Here is a 19,988-nt window from a genome sequence, read left to right as displayed (position 1 = left end):
ATACCTATAGTGGCGGCACTTCCCGGGCCGGAACGAAAAGGGATTGGGTGTCGAGGACGCCGATGAACTTTTGGCTTGTGGTTGTGATGTTGTGTTTGCAATTTGTCCGGCAATCCGGACATGGTAGCTAAGCTACTGTTTTTTCACTTCCTGTACATTTACCCTGTCTGTCCATAGTGATTTATGCAGCACCGCAAACTTTGCGGTGCTTTTTTTTACCTGACGCTTAGTGCTCGCTCTTACTCAGTTCCTTCACATCGGCACGGTTAATCTGCTGTTCAACGCCGTTGGCATCTTTATAGCTGATCATACCGGTATCATTATCAACTTGCGGTTTGCCATCAGCCACAATGGTTCGTCCATCATTGGTATGCATTACGTAATTACTGGAGCATGCTGCCAGAGTGAATGTCAGCATCAGGGCAGAGATAGCTGCGGCTGTTTTCTTCATTATGGACTCCTTGTAGTTAAAAATGCTGCTGAATAAGTTTTTTATGATTGAATGCAAGGTTAAACACCTTAATTAACAGCATAACAAACTCACTGAATAATGCCAGGCGAGTACGCAAATTGATCGTCATAACTTGTCACTTTAGGAAAAATAGGACAGGATCGCCTCTTATCTCAACCTGTGATTGCTTCTATGACACCGTTTAACCCCTCATTTTTTCGTAGCCAATTCCCCGCGCTTGCCCAACCTGGTATTTATCTGGACAGCGCCGCCACTGCGCTAAAGCCTCAGCCAGTAATTGCCGCTATACAGCAATTCTACAGCAATGACGCCGCAACCGTGCATCGTAGCCAACATCGCGCGGCTCAAGATCTGACCGCCCGATTCGAACAAGCACGGCAACTGGCTGCAAGGTTAATCAACGCACCGACGGCAGATGACATCATCTGGACACGCGGAACGACCGAAGCAATTAATCTGGTCGCACAAAGCTATGTACGGCCACGCTTACAAGCGGGTGATGAGATCATCGTTAGCGAAGCTGAGCACCACGCCAACCTGATCCCTTGGCTGATGGTAGCAGAGCAGACCGGCGCGCGAGTGGTCAAACTCCCGCTAGGTACTGACTATTTACCTGACCTGACGCAGCTTCCCAATTTGCTTAATGAGAAAACACGCTTGCTGGCTTTGGGGCAAATGTCGAATGTTACGGGCGGTTGTCCGAATTTAGCCCTAGCAATTAAACTGGCACACGATGCCGGGGCTAAAGTCATGATTGATGGCGCACAAGGTATCGTTCATTGCCCTGCCGATGTTCAGCACTTAGACATCGATTTTTATGCTTTCTCCGGCCACAAACTCTATGGCCCTACGGGCATCGGCATCCTGTATGGCAAAAGTGAACTGTTAGCACAGATGATACCGTGGCAAGGTGGCGGTAAAATGCTGACGCACGCCTCCTTTGCGGGTTTTACACCGCAAAAGCCGCCCCACTGTTTCGAAGCGGGAACGCCCAATATCGCAGGGGTATTAGGCCTGGCTGCGGCATTTAACTGGCTTGAGGGGCAAAATAGGGTGATGGCAGAGGCCTACAGTTGCGAACTGGCGGAAAGCGCCGAACGCCGCTTGGCGCAGTTACCCGGCTTTCGTAGTTTCCGCTGTTCCAATGCCAGCCTGTTGGCATTTGATATTGCCAACATTCACCACAGTGATATTGTCACTCTGCTAGCAGAACAAAATATCGCGCTACGTGCTGGCCAGCACTGCGCACAACCGCTCATGGCTGCGCTCGGCGTGACAGGCACGTTACGCGCTTCCTTTGCACCGTACAACACCCATGACGATGTGGATGCACTGGTTAATGCGCTGATCAACGCCGTCGATTTGCTGGCAGATGAATAACCATGAACCACGGAGACGCTATGCTCGCCCCTCATCCCTTTGGCCATACTATTACCGAACAGGCGTTGCTTGAAAAATTCAGCACGCTCAAACAATGGGAAGACCGCTATCGTCAATTGGTGATGCTGGCAAAACAGTTGCCGCCACTGCCAGAGGATCTACGCAACCAAGAAGCAGAATTGAGCGGCTGTGAGAATCGGGTATGGTTGGGCCACCAATTGCTCGCGGACGGCACGCTGCACTTTTATGGTGACAGCGAAGGCCGCATCGTGCGCGGCCTGTTGGCGATCGTGTTGACCGCAGTAGAAGGCAAAACCCCAGAGCAACTATTATCGGTCGATCCGCTCGCACTGTTCACCCGGCTGGGGCTGCTCGCCCAACTCAGTGCGACTCGCGCCAGCGGCCTGGAAGCCTTGGCCGCGGGAGTGAAGTGCATTGCAATGCGCTATGCCTGACGCATCGCCTTAGCTACCATCTTCTTCAACGCATGAGAAACCGCGACAAAACCAAAAGTGGCGGTGACCATGGTTGCCGCGCCAAAACCGGCGCTGCAATCCATACGCTTCGGCCCTTCAGCCGTGCTGCGTGACGCACAAACCGATCCGTCAGGCTGCGGATAAACCAGCGGCTCACTGGAAAAGACACAATCGATCGCCAATTTGCCTTTGCTGTTCTTCACCACATTGAAATCATTTTTCAGTCTTTCACGCAGTTTAGCCGCCAGCGGATCTTGAATGGTTTTTGCCAGATCCACCACCTCAATACGTGTCGGATCGATCTGCCCACCGGCTCCCCCGGTCGTCACCACCGGGATCTTAAAGCGGCGACAATAAGCTAACAGCGCCGCTTTAGGCCGCACGCTGTCAATGGCATCAATCACATAGCTGAAATTATTATCCAGCAGCTCAGCAACATTGTCCGGCGTAATGAAGTCATCGACGCACGTCACGCTGCATTCAGGATTAATCGCCAAAATACGCTCTGCCATCACCTCGGTTTTAGATTGGCCTACGTGTTGACGCAATGCATGAATCTGACGGTTGGTATTTGTGACACAAACATCATCCATATCGATCAGCGTAATCGCACCGATACCGGTACGCGCCAGCGCTTCTGCAGCCCATGAGCCCACGCCGCCAATACCTATGACACAAACGTGCGCCTGGGCAAACAGCGCCAGCGCTTGCTGACCGTACAATCGGGCCGTACCGCCAAAACGTTGCAGATAGGCTTCTGAATAAGGTGTGGTGCTCATAACGCTTTCTTTACCTTAGAATGACTCATTCGGCTATTCACCAGGCATTTTGGTCTTGGGCGCAATGCGAACAACGGCGTTGCTTTTCACCGTCTAAATGATGCCGATAAGGCGCTCATTGTCACTAACGGCTTTCACGCAACGGCACTTGCGCACTGCGGGTATCCAAACTGCTGGCGCCAATAGCGCTATTGGAGTCAACGATCAATATATGAAAATAATAAGGACCGGAAAATCCGGCCCTTGCGGGTCTGGCAATGCTGTCAGGGTAGAATTAACGGTTTACTAACAAAGAGCCACTTTGGTTGGTCTTCGGCTGATAAGCGTTGAACAACGGCGCGCCGCTATTCCCTCCTTTTAACACCCATACTCGGCCATAATGGTTGTAGTATCCAGCCGAATGGCCGGCTTCAGGACCGATGCCTTGGTAGATGTCAAAGTGCTGACCTTTAATCGCCCCGCCCACATCCAGCGCCACCATCAGCCGCATCTCATATTTTCCTGTGAATTTACCCTGATTGTCCAGCAAAGGCACTTCCGCCAGTAACGTGGTACCCGCAGGAATCAATGAGCGGTCGGAAGCCACCGACGCTTTGGCAATCAATGGCACCGCACTGGCGCCTTTCACCGGGGCGAAAGACTCAGGATGGAAGAAGACAAACGATGGGTTCTGTTCCAATAGCTCGCGCACTTCCGCCTCATTGTGGGTATCAGCCCAGCGGCGAATCGCCTGCATCGACATATCCGCTTTGGCGACTTCACCACGATCGATCAACACTTTACCAATACTGCGATAAGCATGACCATTCTTACCGGCATAGCCGAAGAACACTAATGGCTGACCATTGCCAAAATCAACATAACCGCTGCCCTGAACTTCCATCATGAAGTTATCCATGAGTGAATTGGTATAGGCAATGATGTAGCGGTCACTGAGCGCACCATTATAAATGCCTGCGCGTTCAGGCAAACGGCCGCGCCCTTTAGGTGGCATGCGATAAAGCGGGTAACGGAATTCGCCCTGTTTAATGTAGCGCGCCTGCAACACTGGGGTGTAATAACCGGTAAATTGTACGTTGCCGTAATTATCCACGCCTTCCATCTGATAGGCGTTTAGCCCAAATTGGCTGAGCTGGCGAGTGTCTGCGCCGGATGCCATCCAACGTTGTACCGCCTGATAAGTGCCGTTATTACGGTTAAATAAAGAGGGCGAAGCGTATTGAATCTCCATTAGTTGATCGGCGTAGTCTTTCGCGTTGATCGGCACACCGCGGGCATTCGGCTGATTAACGAACTCCAGTGAATGTTTCAATCGCCCGTCTTTATACTGCTGACCACGGTCGGTCGGCTTAGACGAACACCCCGCCAGCAATGCCACCACTAACCCGCCCAGCAGGTATTTGCCCCAACGTCCTTTCATCGCGCGCTCTCTTATACAGATATGAATCTTCCGGCTGAACGATAACAAACAGCTATAGATAAAGGAATCTCTGCCAACAAAAAATCCAACCGCGCACAACGTGATAAAAAAGAAACAATCTGGGGAGAAATTCATCAACAAAATGGCTTTCATTCAATTATCTGCAAAAAGGGGTTGCATCATAAATCATGGGGAGTATAGTGCGCATCCATCGGACGCGGGGTGGAGCAGCCTGGTAGCTCGTCGGGCTCATAACCCGAAGGTCGTCGGTTCAAATCCGGCCCCCGCAACCAACCGATACTGTATCAACGGTATCATAAAAGGGTTGGCATCGATAAGTAAGTAGTAAGACGGACGCGGGGTGGAGCAGCCTGGTAGCTCGTCGGGCTCATAACCCGAAGGTCGTCGGTTCAAATCCGGCCCCCGCAACCAATCGATGCCGCAGTACGGCATCAAAAAAATGAAAAGTAAGCAGTAAGACGGACGCGGGGTGGAGCAGCCTGGTAGCTCGTCGGGCTCATAACCCGAAGGTCGTCGGTTCAAATCCGGCCCCCGCAACCAACATTATGTTGATAATCAAGCACCTTAACGGGTGTTTTTTTGTATCTGAAATCTGCAAACATCGCGATGCCGAGCCTCAGCCCGGCGCAATCGCTTAGCGTTTTGCCAATGCGCCCCCATTGGCGAAGTAGGCTTTAATCCCCGCAAGAATAGATTGAGCAATCTGCTGTTGGAAGTGGCTGGTACGCAATTTTCGTTCTTCTTCGACATTACTGATAAACGCCGTTTCAACCAAAATCGATGGGATATCTGGCGCTTTAAGTACCGCAAAGCCTGCCTGATCGACCCGATTCTTATGCAAACGGTTAATTTTTCCCATTCGGTTCAGCACTTCCTTACCAAACTTCAGGCTGTCATTGATCGTCGCCGTCTGCAGCAGATCGAACATGGTGTGATCGAGATAACGGTCACCACTTTTGCTGACGCCGCCAATCTGATCCGATTCGTTTTGCGTTTGTGCCAAGAACTTTGCTGCGGTACTGGTGGCCCCTTTCGTCGACAGTGCAAACACTGACGAGCCACGCGCCGCACGACTGGTAAAAGCATCCGCATGAATTGACACAAACAGATCGGCACGCTGTTTACGCGCTTTTGCCACCCGTACTTTTAGCGGAATAAACACATCTTCATTGCGTGTCATAAAAACTTTCATATTGGGTTCACGCTTAATCATCGCACTCAAACGACGGGCGATTTGCAGTACAATGTCTTTCTCGCGCGTTTTATATTTACCGATCGCGCCAGGATCCTCACCGCCATGCCCAGGATCCAGCATGATGACGATCGGTCTATCACGCCCCGCCTTACCGGTTTGCGGCGCTTGCGTCGGCGCAGGCAATGTTCGTTCTAAATTCCCTTTGTTGTAATCTTCCAGTAATGCCAATAGCGGATCATATTCTTCGCCAGAGGATGCTTTGGCAGGGTACAAATCAAGTACTAACCGGTTACGGTACTCCGCCACCGGCGACAGGGTAAACATATGTGGGCTAACGCTTTGCTTCAATTCCAGCACTATTCGCACGGTGTTTTTATCAAATTGACCAACGCGTGCCTGTTTTAGATATGGATCGACACTTTGTACCTGTCCAGCGATTCCCTTCAGTACGCTATTGAGATGCACCCCTTCAATATCTACCACGATGCGATCGGGATTAGTCAACGCAAACTGTTTATATTTCAGTTCTACATTGGATTCGAGCGTCACACGAGTATAGGTTGAGGAAGGCCAAACCCGCACGGCAATCATTTGCGTTGAGGCAGCCATACCGACGCAACTGACACTCAGTAACCAGGTTGCGGTGACCCCCTGCAACAGACGACGGCGACCCGGATCGTGATTAGCGTTTGACATGCGACTCCAGCAAGAATTAGCTCAAAAAAACATCAGAAAAGTAATAATGTCAAAAACTTTAACGAATCCGCTCGGCGCTGTCATCAGAAAATCTTGTTATGTTTTGTCAATTTATTAACGATTTAGCGGTGTTAGCAAAAGAAACCAGATAAATCCCTACTTGCCATCCGCACAATAAAAGAATAAAAATACACAAATTACGTATAAATATGCAAAAGAGGTGTGCCGTGAAGGAGCGTAGTACAGAACTGGTTCAAGGATTCCGTCACTCAGTCCCTTACATAAATGCTCACCGTGGCAAGACATTTGTCGTCATGTTAGGTGGCGAAGCCATTGAACACGCCAATTTTTCCAACATTGTTAATGACATCGGGCTGCTGCATAGCCTGGGTATTCGTCTGGTGGTGGTGTACGGTGCGAGGCCACAAATTGATGCCAACCTGGCATTGCATAACCTTGAGCCTATTTATCACAAGCATACCCGCGTTACTGATGCGTCAACGCTGGAGCTGGTCAAGCAGGCTGCCGGTTTGTTGCAACTCGACATCACAGCGCGGCTATCCATGAGCCTCAACAATACGCCACTGCAAGGTGCCCATATCAACGTGGTCAGCGGCAACTTTATTATCGCCCAACCGCTCGGTATTGACGACGGCATTGATTATTGCCACAGCGGGCGTATACGTCGCATCGACGAAGATGCCATCCATCGTCAACTCGACAGTAATGCCATCGTGCTGATCGGCCCGGTAGCCGTTTCTGTCACCGGTGAAAGCTTCAACCTGACGTCGGAAGAAGTCGCGACCCAACTTGCGATTAAACTGAAGGCGGAGAAAATGATTGGCTTTTGTTCATCACAAGGCGTTACCGACGCTGAGGGGAATATCCTTTCCGAACTGTTCCCCAATGATGGGCAAAAACGCATTGAAGAATTAGAAGAAAACGGCGATTACCACTCCGGTACTGTGCGCTTCCTGCGCGGCGCAGTGAAAGCCTGCCGTAGCGGTATACGCCGTAGCCACCTGATCAGCTATCAGGAGGATGGCGCATTAGTGCAGGAGCTGTTCTCCCGTGATGGTATCGGTACGCAGATTGTGATGGAGAGCGCCGAACAGGTACGCCGTGCGACCATCAATGACATTGGCGGTATCCTGGAGCTGATCCGGCCATTGGAGCAACAGGGTATTCTGGTGCGCCGCTCGCGTGAGCAATTAGAAATGGAGATCGATAAGTTCACCATCATTGAGCGCGATAATCTGACTATCGCCTGCGCTGCACTTTACCCATTCCCAGAAGAGAAAATCGGTGAGATGGCTTGCGTTGCCGTGCATCCTGATTATCGCAGCTCATCGCGGGGGGAAATGCTGCTACAGCGGGTGGAAAACCAAGCGCGCCAGATGGGGTTAAACAAACTGTTCGTCCTCACCACACGCAGCATCCATTGGTTCCAAGAGCGGGGTTTCACCCCTGCGGATGTCGCCGTATTACCGATTCAGAAACAGGCGTTGTATAACTATCAACGCCGCTCCAAGATCCTGCTGGCCAATATATAAACTATCGGGGCACTGTCGCGGTGCCCTATTGCTCGGATTGCGCGGCAACAACCAAGCGTTCTGCCAACCCACTACGCCGCTGAGTAGGCGTACGAATGGCACTCATGAGCACTTTCTCGCTGGCGTATAACGACAATTGTCGCCGGGCTCGCGTGATCGCGGTATAGACCAACTCCCGCGTTAACACCGGTAGATAATGGTTAGGTAACACCAACACCGTATGGTCAAACTCCGAACCTTGCGATTTATGCACCGTCATGGCGTAGGCGGTTTCATGCGCGGGTAATCGGCTTGGCTGTACCGATTTGATATTGCCGTCCGGCAACTGGAAGTGCACACGCAACTCCCCCTGTTCGTCTGGCAGCGCGATGCCAATGTCCCCGTTAAACAGCCCTAACGCACTGTCATTACGACCAATCATCACCGGCCGTCCCAGATACCATTTTCCCGCAGCGCCTGCGTTACGCCGAATCAAACCCGCACGTTGAAGCCCCGTTTCAATGCGTTCATTGAGACCAGCGACACCGAATGGCCCCTCGCGAAGGGCACACAGCACTTGGAAATGGCCAAACGCCGCTAATATCTGCTGCGCATCAGCCCCCATCTTCACTAACTTGAGATAATCACGATAGCCATTCACACAGTTATCCAATAGCGCCTGGTAATCTTCTGTGTTCGCCAACGGAAAACCAGCAACATCGCTAAAATGACCATCAAGCGCCAACAACGCTCGCTTACCCTCGCCAGCGTTAACCGCAAGCGCTAATTGGCCGATGCCGGACTTTGCGTCAAAACGATAACTTTTACGCAGCAGACACAAGCTATCACGTACTGCCGCGTCTGCCTCCGCAACTTGCCCTAACAAAGCACAGCCAGTGAGCTGGCTCAGTTGAGCGGCGCGCGTATCGCTATAGCCCTGCTCAGCAAAACGACAAATATCCCCCAACACCGCTCCGGCCTCCACAGAGGCCAATTGATCACGGTCCCCCAGGAAAATAACTCTGGCATGTTGAGGCAATGCCGCAATCAAACGCGCCATCATGGGTAAATCCACCATCGATGCCTCATCAACCACCAGCACATCAAGGTGTAATGGGTTACCACGATGATAACGCATACGCTGGCTGTTCGGTTGCGCCCCTAACAAACGGTGCAATGTTGCCGCTTCACTAGGAAATAATGCGCGTTGCTCAGGCGTTAATGCCAGGTGTTGGCTGGCGCTCCCCAACGACTCGGTCAGGCGCGCCGCAGCTTTACCGGTAGGTGCGGCAAGTTGAATGCGCAACCGCGTACCCTCGGCCAATTGTACCAAGGCGGCCAGTAATTTAGCCACGGTCGTGGTTTTACCCGTCCCCGGCCCGCCGGATATCACCGCGATACGGCGCGTCGCAGCAACCGCTGCGGCTATTTTTTGCCAGTCTGGCGAAGCCGTCCCTGGGCCAAATAACTGGTCAAGAATGGTACGAAGACGCGCGATATCGATCGCCTCCGGCACGCTATCGCTGCTGATAAACGCCGCAACCTCGCCTTCACTTTGCCACATACGCTGTAAATAAAGCCGCTGCTGTTGCAACACCAACGGCGTTGGCTGGCTACCGTCGCTCACCGCCGCCGCAGTCAGCAACCGTTGCCGCCACCCTTCCACATCTGGCTGCCCGGCGGCTTGCCATACCGCCTGTGCTAACTCGGGCTGCCGCCCGCCAAATAACTTCGCCGGCAATAGCTGATCCAATAGCAAACAAACATGCCCGGCACCGGATTCTGCGCTGAGGCACGCGGCAGCCAGCAAGATATCTGGCCGATGTGGCTCGGCAACGACCCGCGCAAACTGCATATCCAATGGGCGTAATGCACCTAGCGTTACGGCCTGCTGTAATAAATCGATCATTGCTCAGCTCCCGTGGTACTCGCTTCGCCACTGAACAACCGATCCATCCCTTCCACGAGTGCGGCGTCAGGCCGACAAGCAAAAATGCCATTGCCGGGTTGCTCGGCATCCACGCCGCGTAAAAACAGATAAATAACGCCGCCGAAATGACGTTGATAGTCATAATCGGCCAAGCGGTGCCGTAGATAACGATGCAATGCCAAGGTATAAAGTTGATACTGCAAATCGTAACGATGCTCGGCCATTGCTTGCGCCATCGCCGGTTGAGTGTAGGCGCGACTGTCTGGCCCCAGCCAATTGGATTTATAATCCAGTAGGTAATATTTACCCTGCCAGCAAAATACCAGATCGATAAAACCTTTCAGCATGCCCTGCACCTGCTGGAAATCCAGCGCTGGGCACTGACCAGACAGCGGATCGTAACGTTTTACCAACGCGTCCAGTTGGTTGGCCTGTAATAATTCGCCGATCGGTAGGTAAAATTGCAGCTCGGCCTGCTTAGCCTGTGAGGGTAACATCGCCAGTGCTACACCGCTTTCATTGAGCGGCGTGTTCAGTAACACCTGCATCCATTGCAGTAGCATCGGTTGCCAGTGATCGGCGTATCCCTGCAATCGCAGTTGTTCCAGCAACCACTCGCCGTCTAACGCTTGTGTAAAGTCTAACGTCTCGAACAGGCTATGGAGGAACGTACCCGGCCCGGCACCGCGCGGAAAAGTATGCGGAGTCAGTTCCGGCTCACTATCAGAAGCCTGTTCTCCGGCGGCATCAACATCCAGCCGCGGCAACAGATCCTGCATCATGCCAGCACCGTGCTGCTGCAAGCCGGTATAACTGGTCACGCGCCAAAAATCCTGCACTGAGCGGGTAAAGCGTTTAGCCGCCAAACTGGCCGTTATCTCATCTTGAGGCTGCCAAGGCTGCTCATCGAGCTCTTCGACCAAAGAGAGGGCAATACCTTCCCCTACCAGTTGTTGCAATCGCTGATGCAAATATGCCGCATCGCCCGCATGGCCTGCCTGAACCAGATAACCCAACGCACCGCGATGGAGGTCGGTTTCCCCCTGTTTTTTTCGCGTTCCCTGGATCAATGGCGCGATGCCAATGCTGCAATGATAAACCGAGCGCGTCAGGGCTACATACAATAGGCGTAAGTCTTCCGCCAAACGCTCTTCCTCTGCCCAGGCAATACTTTCTTCATTGGCATTCAGATCAAGTAATGCTTTGAAACTATGACGATCGTGATAAAGCACCTGCCGCTGCTGGCGGAAGTTACCCACAAAAGGCAACCAAACCAGTGGATATTCCAACCCTTTGGATTTATGGATGGTGATAACCTGCACCAGATGGCGATCGCTTTCCAAGCGTAGCTGTTGGTTATCCGACTGACGATTCGGTTGCGCTATCTGTTGCGCTAACCAACGCACTAACGCATGTTCGCTGTCGAGTTGAGCCGATGTTTCTTGTAATAGCTCACCCAAGTGCATCACGTCCGTCAGGCGGCGTTCCCCGCCGGGGCTGACCAACAGATTTTCCCCCAGACCTCGTTGCGTCATTACCTGCCGCAGCATCGGTAATACGCCACGGCGTTGCCAGTGGCTACGATAGCCATCGAACTCATCGACCAACGCATCCCAGGCGCGTTCATCACGGTTTAACGCATCAAGCATTGACGCATCCAACCCTAGCAACCCGGTGGCCATCGCGCTACGCAGCGTTCGCTCTTGTTCCGGTGCCAATACCGCCTGTAACAACCACAACACATCCTTGGCTTCTGGCGTATCAAAGACGCTATCGCGGTTTGACAGATAAACGGAGGGGATCGCCAGTTGACTCAATGCGTCACGTACCAACGCCGCTTCTGCACGGCTGCGCACCAAAATAGTAATATCCGACGCTTGGACAGAACGCCGCTGTTCCCCATCCATTAACCAGGCTTCGCCACGTTGTCCGGCGCTTAACCAGTCGCGGATCTGCACGGCGCACTGCCGCGCCATCAGCTGTTGGTAATCACTTACTCCTACGCCCTCTCCTTGCTGCAACCAAAAATGCATCGCCGGTTGCGATTGGGCATGTAATTCAAACGCTAATCCACTATTTTTGCTAGCAGCAGCCACATTGATAAACGGAATCTGACCGAACAAAAATGGCTTTTCGACCTGAGAAAATAGCTGATTAACGCTATTCACCATGGAGGGAGACGAGCGCCAGTTGGTTTCGAGCGTATAGTGGGCACTCACCTCGGAGCGCGCACGCATATAGGTAAAAATGTCTGCGCCGCGAAACGCGTAAATGGCCTGTTTGGGATCGCCGATTAACAACAAACCACATTGCGGCTGCCCGACGTAGAGTTTTTGAAATATTCGATATTGCTGCGGGTCGGTATCCTGAAACTCGTCAATCATTGCCACAGGGTAACGCTGGCGAATAGCCTCCGCTAATTGGTCACCGCCAGCACTTTGCAGAGCGCTATCTAATCGGCTCAGCAGATCGTCAAACCCCAGCTCAGCACGCTGGCGTTTTTCCTGTTGGATTGAGGTACGGATCTCGCTCAAAGCCCGCGCCATAATCAAATCGCGTAGCGTCAACGGTTCGTTGAACAGTTGGTCAATCGCCACAAATAATGAATGGCGCGGGGGTTCACCCTTTTTGGTTTTCTCTAACAACGTTGACTGCCGGAATTTATCCAACTCTTTCGGCAATTGGTAATCCTGCGTTTCTAATGCGCACCACTCACCCACTTTACTCAACCAATTCGGCAAGTGTTTACTACTGTAACTGCGCTTATCGACGCCTGAGCCAGCGATTAACGCCTCAAGATCGCCCGCGGCTGCCAACCATTGTTCTTTGATTGCATCAATACGCGCTACGATTTGCTCATGGCGCATCAATACTGTTTCATCGTCTTTTGGCGGTTGTCGTAAGGCTGGCGCTTCACCGTGCAAATAACCCGCTAAATCTGCCAGCAGTGCCTCCGGTCCACTCCACTCTTGACTGACCGCACGAGCAACCCCTAACGGTAATGGGTAACAGTGTCGCCGCCAAAAATCGGCGCAGGCCTGACGGCGCAGCGGTAATTCATCCTGCACCAGCGTTTGTTCAAATAAAATACCGGATTCAAACGCATTTTGTGTGAGCATCCGCTGGCAAAAACCGTGGATGGTGTAAATCGCCGCTTCATCCATCTGTCGTTCTGCGGCCAGCAACTGTGCAGCCGCATCAGAGCGGTCGTTGATCTCCACCAACAAGGATGAAAACAGCGGGTCTTTACTCTGGCCCCGCACGCAGGCAATGCGTAATCCGTGGATATTGCTACGAATACGCCCGCGTAACTCTTCCGTAGCAGCCTCGGTAAACGTTACCACCAAGATTTCCTCGACCGTCAACGACCGGGGAAACGCCACCTCTTTACCTAACCCCAACAACAAGCGCAGATACAATGCACCAATGGTAAAAGTTTTACCGGTCCCCGCCGATGCTTCTATCAGCCGTTCACCAAACAGCGGCAGCGTTAGCGGATTAAGTGTCTGCGGGGAGTGGTCTGTCATGGCGTTGTAACCTTACGCGGTAGCGTTTGTTGCAGCGTGGAAGCGTTCGGGAAATCCACCCAACTTGGTGGGTTTGCATAATCGGCTTTATTTTGGCTGCTGCCACTCACTTGTGACAATACCGCCAACCCGCTTGGCTGAATGACGGCCTGATGGAAGAAGTCAGCTAACTTTGTGGGGGTAAGTTGCTCAATCTGCGCGATCAGTTTCTCTCGGCTATCGAACGCAAAATTACCCCGGTCGAAATCGTTGCTAAAGCGCCCCGCCTCTTCGTTCAACGTTTGCGGGCGTTGCTTCAACTCATTAATCAGCGCTTTTTGGTATTGGGCAAAGTCTGCCTCGCTCATTTCACGCAGTCGCTTTTCAGCCTTTGGATAGAAATCCTGATAACGTTGGTAAAGATAAGCAGGTTGCTTACTGTTGCTTTGCAACAAGAAACCAACCCCCCACTGGCGCCCAACAGACATTGGAAAAGCGAACACCGCATAACCCAGTTGTTCCTGCGTACGCAGTTGGCTATAGAACCAAGGCTGTATAATCTGCCCCAGCAATGCACTGTGAGCCATGCTGGTCACTTCGTCATAACCAACTGGAATGTATACCGCGGCAAGCGCCGAATCGGTGCTGCTACCAGGACGTTGCAGATTAGCCAACTGCTGCTTAGCAATTTGCACATCCTCACCGTGCCACCATTCCACACCGGTGCATTGCAGCCGCTGTTTTAACGTTGATGCCAGTGCGTTTACTTGCCGCTCACTCATATTACCGACCACCAACAACTCCGGCGTCGCGTCTTTCATCAAACTATCACGGTAAGCCAGTACGTCTTTTAGCGTCAGCGTTTTTAACACTTCCCGACGTTCGCTACGCTCGCTGTAAGGAACACGGGACACCATCTGAATAGGCTGGATAGCCAATTCATACGCTTTGCTTTTCTCAGCGGCATCCAGTTGTTGCAGGTACCACGATTTAGCCTGCGCCAACTGGGTATCGGTAGGCGTAAAATTGGCATATCCCTCAATCAACGAAGTCAGTAACTGTGGCATACGCTGAGTGAAACCATTGGCATTAAACAACAGCCCGTTATCTGCAGAAGTGGAGAATCCTAAGCCGCCGACAGAGGCTTGATAACTCAGTTGATCCAAGGCAATACCCGCCAGATAGTCAGTCAGCGAGAACAGTACCTGATTACGTGCCGAATCTAGGGTTTTGGCATTGCGGAATGCCACGCTAACGCTAGCTTTGGGCTCATCGGCAAAATAGCGGCTCGGCATATACAACACCCGCAGCCCCGGCTGATCCACCACCATTTTAGGTTTAATCAAGTCATGGGATGGCTTATGCAAGGCTAAATCATTCGGGATATACGGGTTCAGTGCGGGCAGCGACAGCGTAATGCTTTGCTCCAGTTGCTGCCATTGCTCAAAACGCTGCGCCGCGATTTTGTTGACCTGATAGGGCGCATCAACAAAGTAGGCTGTTTTATTGTGCGGCTCATTCGGGCTAACAAACCAAATTCGTGCATTTTGCGGTGTCATCTCATCCAGACGCTGCCCAATAGCTTTAGGATCATAACGATCTGCTAAGTAGGGCGCATCCAACGTGTGCTCAACCGGTACCCGCAGCATCATATCCACCAGCCATTCGATATAGCCCATATCGCGGGTGATCGAGGGATAACGGAAATCCAGATTTAATACGTGAGAAATTTCATCAAAATAACTTTTTTTGATGCCTTCACTACGCAACATTTTCAGATAGCTAAAAATTGCGGCGATCACTTCATCACGCTTTGCCAACCCTTTATCGGTGAGCGAGACGCTGATGGAGAACACACCCCCATTACGATCGACCATCGGATCGGCACCCGCATTGATGGCATCTGCCAACCCTTGTTGTTGTAACCAGTCAGATAAGGTATTTTCGCTGCGATTACCGATCAAATAACTGATGTAGGTATCCGTTTTACTGCGAAACGCGGCACTGTTGTTATCAATGCGAAACTCAACTTTTAGCTGTTTACGCGGCTGAACCGGTACGTAATGAATGATGATCCCTTTTTGGTCTTGAGTCGCAGAGGGAACGGTAATCGACGGTACCGTGGCCTGACGGTTTGGCACACGGCCGAAGGTTTTCACTGCCAGCGCGGCCAATTGCGGCAATGGCTGATTGCTGTACAACACGCCCATCATTAGATTGGCCGAGTAGTAACGCTGGTAGAATGCGGTCAGTTCATCATGCAACTTGCTACCCGGTTTATCTTTTAACGTCTCTAGGTTGCCACCGGAAAAACGTGCACTTGGGTGTTTCGGATTGAGTGTTTCAGCCCCAACCTGAGCCATGCGCATACCATCACGCGAACGCGCCATGGTTAATTCAGCATTCACCGCATTACGCTCTTTGTCAGCGTTATCGGGATCGAGTAACGGTTCCGCGATAGCATCCGCCATGCGATCAACCGCGGGTTCAAGCGCATCATTCTCCACTTCCAGATAGTAAGCGGTGCGGTATGACGCCGTACTCGCATTGTGGCTACCGCCATGTTTTTTAAGAAATTCAGATAAATTTTCCGGCTCAGGGTAACGCTTAGATCCCATCAGTACCATATGTTCCAAATAGTGCGCCAAGCCAAGCTGGCTGTTAGGATCCTCCAATGACCCCACCGGCAACGCCAGCGCGGCTAATGATTTCGGCGCTTGTGGATCTGAAACCAACAGCACTGTCATGCCATTATTCAGTTTAATCGCCTGGTATTGTCGCGGATCGGACTCACTTTTGTGAATTTTCTCCGCCAGCGGTTGCCATCCTTGGGCAGCCCAACTCAGCGGTGTCCAAAATAATACTACTAACATCAACCCACTTAGCTGGGCCAATCGTCTGCGCATATCCAAAATAAACCCCTATTCTGGCGCTGTACGCCCAATCCCTGACGTAACCGCACTCATCAAAAAACAACCAAGCTTTATGCCAATATCTTATGTAAGACCAGCGAAAACGTTAATGGTTAAATATATTCACTCTTCATTGTTTAAGACAGCGCCCATTATTTTTGTTCCCTTTCGGCAACGGATAAAATGGGGGGCACCGTTACCCAATGTTATGTTGCGCAACGGGGAGCAGATAGCGTTCCGTTTCATTCAACAATTGCGCCAATACATCATTATCCAATTGGCGGAACACGCGCTGAATATAGGGATCGTCACCTTCACCGGGCACACGTTGATCCCCCTGCCAAGTCTGCAACAGCTTGGCCCGCGCTTTAATTTGCGCCTCTTCACTCCAATCAATCTGTTGCGTTTCTTGCAGATAACACTGGTTTAGCCATGACCAGCCACTTTTATTCAATAACATCAACGGCGCGCATAATCCGCGCTGATAACCTGCAACCAACTCAGTCAGTTGTGTTCGCGCCGCGTCGGACGGCAGCGCAGCAAAGCGCCAAGTTGAATTCTTACGCCCGAACATACGGCTTTCGCCCTCTCCCCCCGCACAGCAGTACACCAGATGTTCCAGCCACAATAAAATACCATCGACCGCAGACAACGTCGCGGGGCGCCAACGTAACAAACCATCAGTTTGTACCTGATGCAACCAACCGCCAACACGCACGCCAGCCACATCAAGATCCAGTTCCAGACTGCTGCTTTCTTGCTGTTCTTCACGTACCCGTGCGGCCAATTCCGCCATTTCTTCCTGCTGTTTTTGCCAATAGATTTCGCCAAACGCTCCGTATGGCAGACCACCGGACGCGCGCACCCGCTGATACAGACGCTTCGCATCCTCGCCTTCTATTAACGCATTCAGCAGTTGGTTGTTAAATTGATAACGACTGAGGTTATCCAAGGTGAACGGCTCTTCATCGGGTAACTCCGTTTCCTCCAAAATGAAATTGACCCCCAAACGCAGTTGGAAAAATGCGCGGATAGGGTGACGATAAAATCGCAGTAAATCATCCAGAGAGAGTTGTTGTTGCGGTTCGGGTAACAATGGCTGATTGAATTGCGGGTGCGCCTCGCCTTGTCCATTCGCTGCGGGTAACCATTCGGCGGCATAGCTTTGTTCCTCGGTGCTCGGCAAAAAGTTTTCCGCTGCAAATGGCACGCGAGCATGCTGGCAAAGTAAATGCTCACCGACCCTGCGAGCACTGCTATCAGTATCAAGGTATTCATCGCCAGGCAGACAATAACTTTGCTGTAAATACTCAAGTAATTCCGTTACCAATACGGACGGATAACGCTCGCTATTGTCCTGAATTGAGCGCCCAATAAAGCTAATGTATAACCGTTGTTGTGCCGACAAAATCGCTTCAAGGAATAAATAACGGTCATCGTCACGTCGGCTACGATCCCCTCGTTTCACCTGCTGAGACATCAGATCAAACCCCAACGGCGGTAACGTGCGCGGGTAAACGCCATCGTTCATCCCCAGCAGGCAAACCACCTTGAAAGGAATAGAACGCATCGGCATCAGGGTGCAAAAATTGATTTGCCCGGCTAAAAAACGCTGGCTGATACGCTCTTGATCGAGACGCGCAGCCAATTCATCGCGTAACAACGCCAACGGGACGGCGTCCGGATAACGGGCGCCTTGCCCATATCCGATCACTTGCTGCCACTGCTGTTCGATAAGCGCCAGCACCACTTCAGTCTCAGCATCGGATTCAAAAAAGCTATTCAACAACTGGCGGCACAGCGGTAACCACTCAGCCAGCGTACGCACGTCACTCAGTTGCTGTCGCCAATGGGTAAGTTGCGACAGTAACTCAGCCAATTGCCCTGCTAACTCTGCAACTAGCCCACTTGATTCATCATAAGGCAACACCCCTTGCCAATCACCGACGCTGCTGTCCATCGCATAACCAAGCAACATACGGGTAATGCCGAATTGCCAGGTATGTTGCCCGGTAGCCGGTAATTCAAGCTCGCGCACGTTATCGTCATCCAACCCCCATCGCACACCGGATTCTGCCACCCAATGGCGTAACAGACGTAATCCTTCTTCCTGAATGGCAAAACGCGCTGCCAACGCAGGCACTTCCAACAGCGCCAGCACCTGCTCCGCCGTAAAGCGACTTTGTGGTAAATCCAACAGCGAAATAAAGGCTTGCAGCGCCGGGTGCGCCTGCCGTGCTTTACGGTCAGAAATGGCAAATGGGAGGTAACGCTCGGCCGGCGCATTGCCGAACACCGCCTGAATATACGGCGTATAGCTATCGATGTCGGCCACCATCACAATAATATCGCGCGGTGTCATCTGGGGGTCTTCCGCCAACATAGCCAACAGCCGATCATGGAGGATTTCCACTTCGCGTTGTGGGCTATGACAGGCATGTAAACTGATGGATCGATCGGCAAGATCGAGCGTACGCTTGTTGTCACTGCGTTCTAACGTCTCGGGCGTCGTACCGATTATCGCGTGATCTTCCAACTCCAACATGTCGTGCTGAATGGCATGCAGCAAATTGTTTGGCGCAATATCCACAAAAGCATCAACCTCCTGCAACGCATCCATCTGGGCAAGCAGATAAAGGTGGTCACGCCCAAGCTTACCCCAAGAGGCCAACAGTGGATTGCTCAGTTGCTGTTCACCATCCGCGTCAAACAATTGCGCTGCCTGCTCCGGCTGGCGAAATAGCCCTTGCTCAATCGCCTGATGATGATGGCGACGCTTGCGACTTTGCAGCCGTGCAAGAAAGGCGTAATCCTGAATATCACCCCAATAATAACGACAGGGGTTGGTAAACATCAGATGAATATCGATATGTTTACCCAGCGCCTGTAACGCATCAAGGTAGACCGGTGGCAATGCTGAAATTCCGCAGATAAACACCCGAGGAGGCAAGCCTGCCGGGCATTCATTCGTCTGTTCCAGCGTGCTGATAAAACGGCGGTAAAGATTAGCACGATGCCATTCTGGCTGCCCAAGCTGCTGGGTATATTCTACCAAACGAGCCCACAGAGGCGCTTGCCATTGCTGCGCCTCTGCCAAGCCCTCAATCAGCTCACCGCGCTGCCAACTTTCCAACCACTGGGGGCGATACACCAAATATTGGTCAAACAGGTCGGCAACCCGCCCGGCAAGCTGATGAATTTTGCGTTTATCCCCATCATCAGACAGATAATGCTGTAGCGGTGAAAACGCCGGTTCGCTGAGCATCTCCGGCAACAACCACATCAACTTCCAGGTCATCGCATCTTTACTGAACGCGCTTTCTTTCGGAATGCCCGGAAGCACACGCGTAAACATGTCCCAGATAAAGGTTGCTGGTAGTGGGAACGCAATATTAGCGGCGATACCAAATTGTTCCGCCAATTGCATTTGAAGCCATTGCGCCATCCCTGGGCTTTGTACCAAAACCACTTCTTGTTGAAAGGGATCGGCTAATGGTTCTCTGGCGATCAGTGCGCTAGTTAAGGTTTTCAGCAAATCTAACTGATTAGAATGATAAACCGTGAACATGAGGCTCCTTTAAACTCGTCATGCCTCAAGCTGCCAGTGTGTTAGCCGCCGTCTCGCCCCAAATCACTCATGTCAGATTATCGGGATGCGTGCGTTTGCTG

11 protein-coding genes and 3 tRNA genes are annotated in these 19,988 nt (G+C 51.8%); 6 read left to right on the top strand and 8 right to left on the bottom strand.

The features are described 5' to 3' along the window. Nucleotides 1-226 precede the first annotated feature (226 nt). The gene (locus tag ACQKDS_RS13685; protein ID WP_399671449.1) at nucleotides 227-451 is read right to left on the bottom strand and encodes a YgdI/YgdR family lipoprotein; all 225 of its coding nucleotides are present in this window, start codon (nucleotides 449-451) and stop codon (nucleotides 227-229) included. 192 nt (nucleotides 452-643) lie between these two features. On the opposite strand from ACQKDS_RS13685, the gene csdA reads away from it, so the two are divergent. Both csdA and csdE read left to right on the top strand, forming a co-directional pair. Further along, nucleotides 644-1,852 carry a cysteine desulfurase CsdA gene (gene csdA / locus ACQKDS_RS13680; RefSeq protein ID WP_399671446.1) on the top strand — a complete coding sequence of 403 codons (1,209 nt, stop codon included), beginning with the start codon at nucleotides 644-646 and terminating at the stop codon, nucleotides 1,850-1,852. A gap of 20 nt (nucleotides 1,853-1,872) precedes the next feature. Then, entirely contained in the window at nucleotides 1,873-2,307 is a 435-nt protein-coding gene (gene csdE, locus ACQKDS_RS13675; RefSeq protein ID WP_399671443.1) for a cysteine desulfurase sulfur acceptor subunit CsdE, read from the top strand. Here csdE and tcdA read toward each other — a convergent pair. Continuing rightward, nucleotides 2,298-3,107 carry a tRNA cyclic N6-threonylcarbamoyladenosine(37) synthase TcdA gene (gene tcdA, locus ACQKDS_RS13670; RefSeq protein WP_399671440.1) on the bottom strand — a complete coding sequence of 270 codons (810 nt, stop codon included), beginning with the start codon at nucleotides 3,105-3,107 and terminating at the stop codon, nucleotides 2,298-2,300. The genes csdE and tcdA overlap by 10 nt on opposite strands. Before the next feature lie 274 nt (nucleotides 3,108-3,381). Further along, complete coding sequence (gene mltA / locus ACQKDS_RS13665; protein WP_399671437.1) at nucleotides 3,382-4,527, bottom strand: murein transglycosylase A; 1,146 nt, start codon at nucleotides 4,525-4,527, stop codon at nucleotides 3,382-3,384. 216 nt (nucleotides 4,528-4,743) lie between these two features. On the opposite strand from mltA, the gene ACQKDS_RS13660 reads away from it, so the two are divergent. From ACQKDS_RS13660 to ACQKDS_RS13650, 3 genes are all read left to right on the top strand, one after another. Then, nucleotides 4,744-4,820: transfer RNA gene (locus ACQKDS_RS13660), tRNA-Met, on the top strand. A gap of 62 nt (nucleotides 4,821-4,882) precedes the next feature. Further along, nucleotides 4,883-4,959 (top strand) — tRNA-Met (locus ACQKDS_RS13655). Nucleotides 4,960-5,011: 52 nt separating this feature from the next. After that, nucleotides 5,012-5,088: transfer RNA gene (locus ACQKDS_RS13650), tRNA-Met, on the top strand. A gap of 94 nt (nucleotides 5,089-5,182) precedes the next feature. On the opposite strand, the gene amiC is transcribed toward ACQKDS_RS13650, so the two are convergent. Then, on the bottom strand, nucleotides 5,183-6,439 hold the full coding sequence (gene amiC, locus ACQKDS_RS13645) for an N-acetylmuramoyl-L-alanine amidase AmiC (RefSeq protein WP_399671433.1): 1,257 nt from the start codon (nucleotides 6,437-6,439) through the stop codon (nucleotides 5,183-5,185). Between the two features lie 227 nt (nucleotides 6,440-6,666). Here amiC and argA point away from each other — a divergent pair, with 227 nt between their 5' ends. Then, complete coding sequence (argA, locus tag ACQKDS_RS13640; RefSeq protein WP_399671430.1) at nucleotides 6,667-7,992, top strand: amino-acid N-acetyltransferase; 1,326 nt, start codon at nucleotides 6,667-6,669, stop codon at nucleotides 7,990-7,992. A 25-nt stretch (nucleotides 7,993-8,017) separates the two neighbouring features. Here the strand turns inward: argA and recD are convergent, their stop codons facing one another. The 4 genes from recD to recC form a co-directional block, all read right to left on the bottom strand. Next, nucleotides 8,018-9,880 carry an exodeoxyribonuclease V subunit alpha gene (gene recD, locus ACQKDS_RS13635; protein ID WP_399671427.1) on the bottom strand — a complete coding sequence of 621 codons (1,863 nt, stop codon included), beginning with the start codon at nucleotides 9,878-9,880 and terminating at the stop codon, nucleotides 8,018-8,020. Then, on the bottom strand, nucleotides 9,877-13,428 hold the full coding sequence (gene recB / locus ACQKDS_RS13630; protein ID WP_399671424.1) for an exodeoxyribonuclease V subunit beta: 3,552 nt from the start codon (nucleotides 13,426-13,428) through the stop codon (nucleotides 9,877-9,879). The genes recD and recB overlap by 4 nt, the downstream gene beginning before the upstream one ends. Continuing rightward, on the bottom strand, nucleotides 13,425-16,313 hold the full coding sequence (ptrA, locus tag ACQKDS_RS13625; protein WP_399671421.1) for a pitrilysin: 2,889 nt from the start codon (nucleotides 16,311-16,313) through the stop codon (nucleotides 13,425-13,427). Before ptrA ends, recB begins: the two co-directional genes overlap by 4 nt. 202 nt (nucleotides 16,314-16,515) lie before the next feature. After that, the gene (recC, locus tag ACQKDS_RS13620; protein ID WP_399671419.1) at nucleotides 16,516-19,887 is read right to left on the bottom strand and encodes an exodeoxyribonuclease V subunit gamma; all 3,372 of its coding nucleotides are present in this window, start codon (nucleotides 19,885-19,887) and stop codon (nucleotides 16,516-16,518) included. Nucleotides 19,888-19,988: the final 101 nt, after the last annotated feature.

This window comes from Serratia sp. NPDC078593, from assembly GCF_050268245.1.
GTDB lineage: Bacteria > Pseudomonadota > Gammaproteobacteria > Enterobacterales > Enterobacteriaceae > JBNNGK01.
Note: the sequence above shows the minus strand (reverse complement) of the source record. Positions and strands in the feature narration are given on the sequence as shown.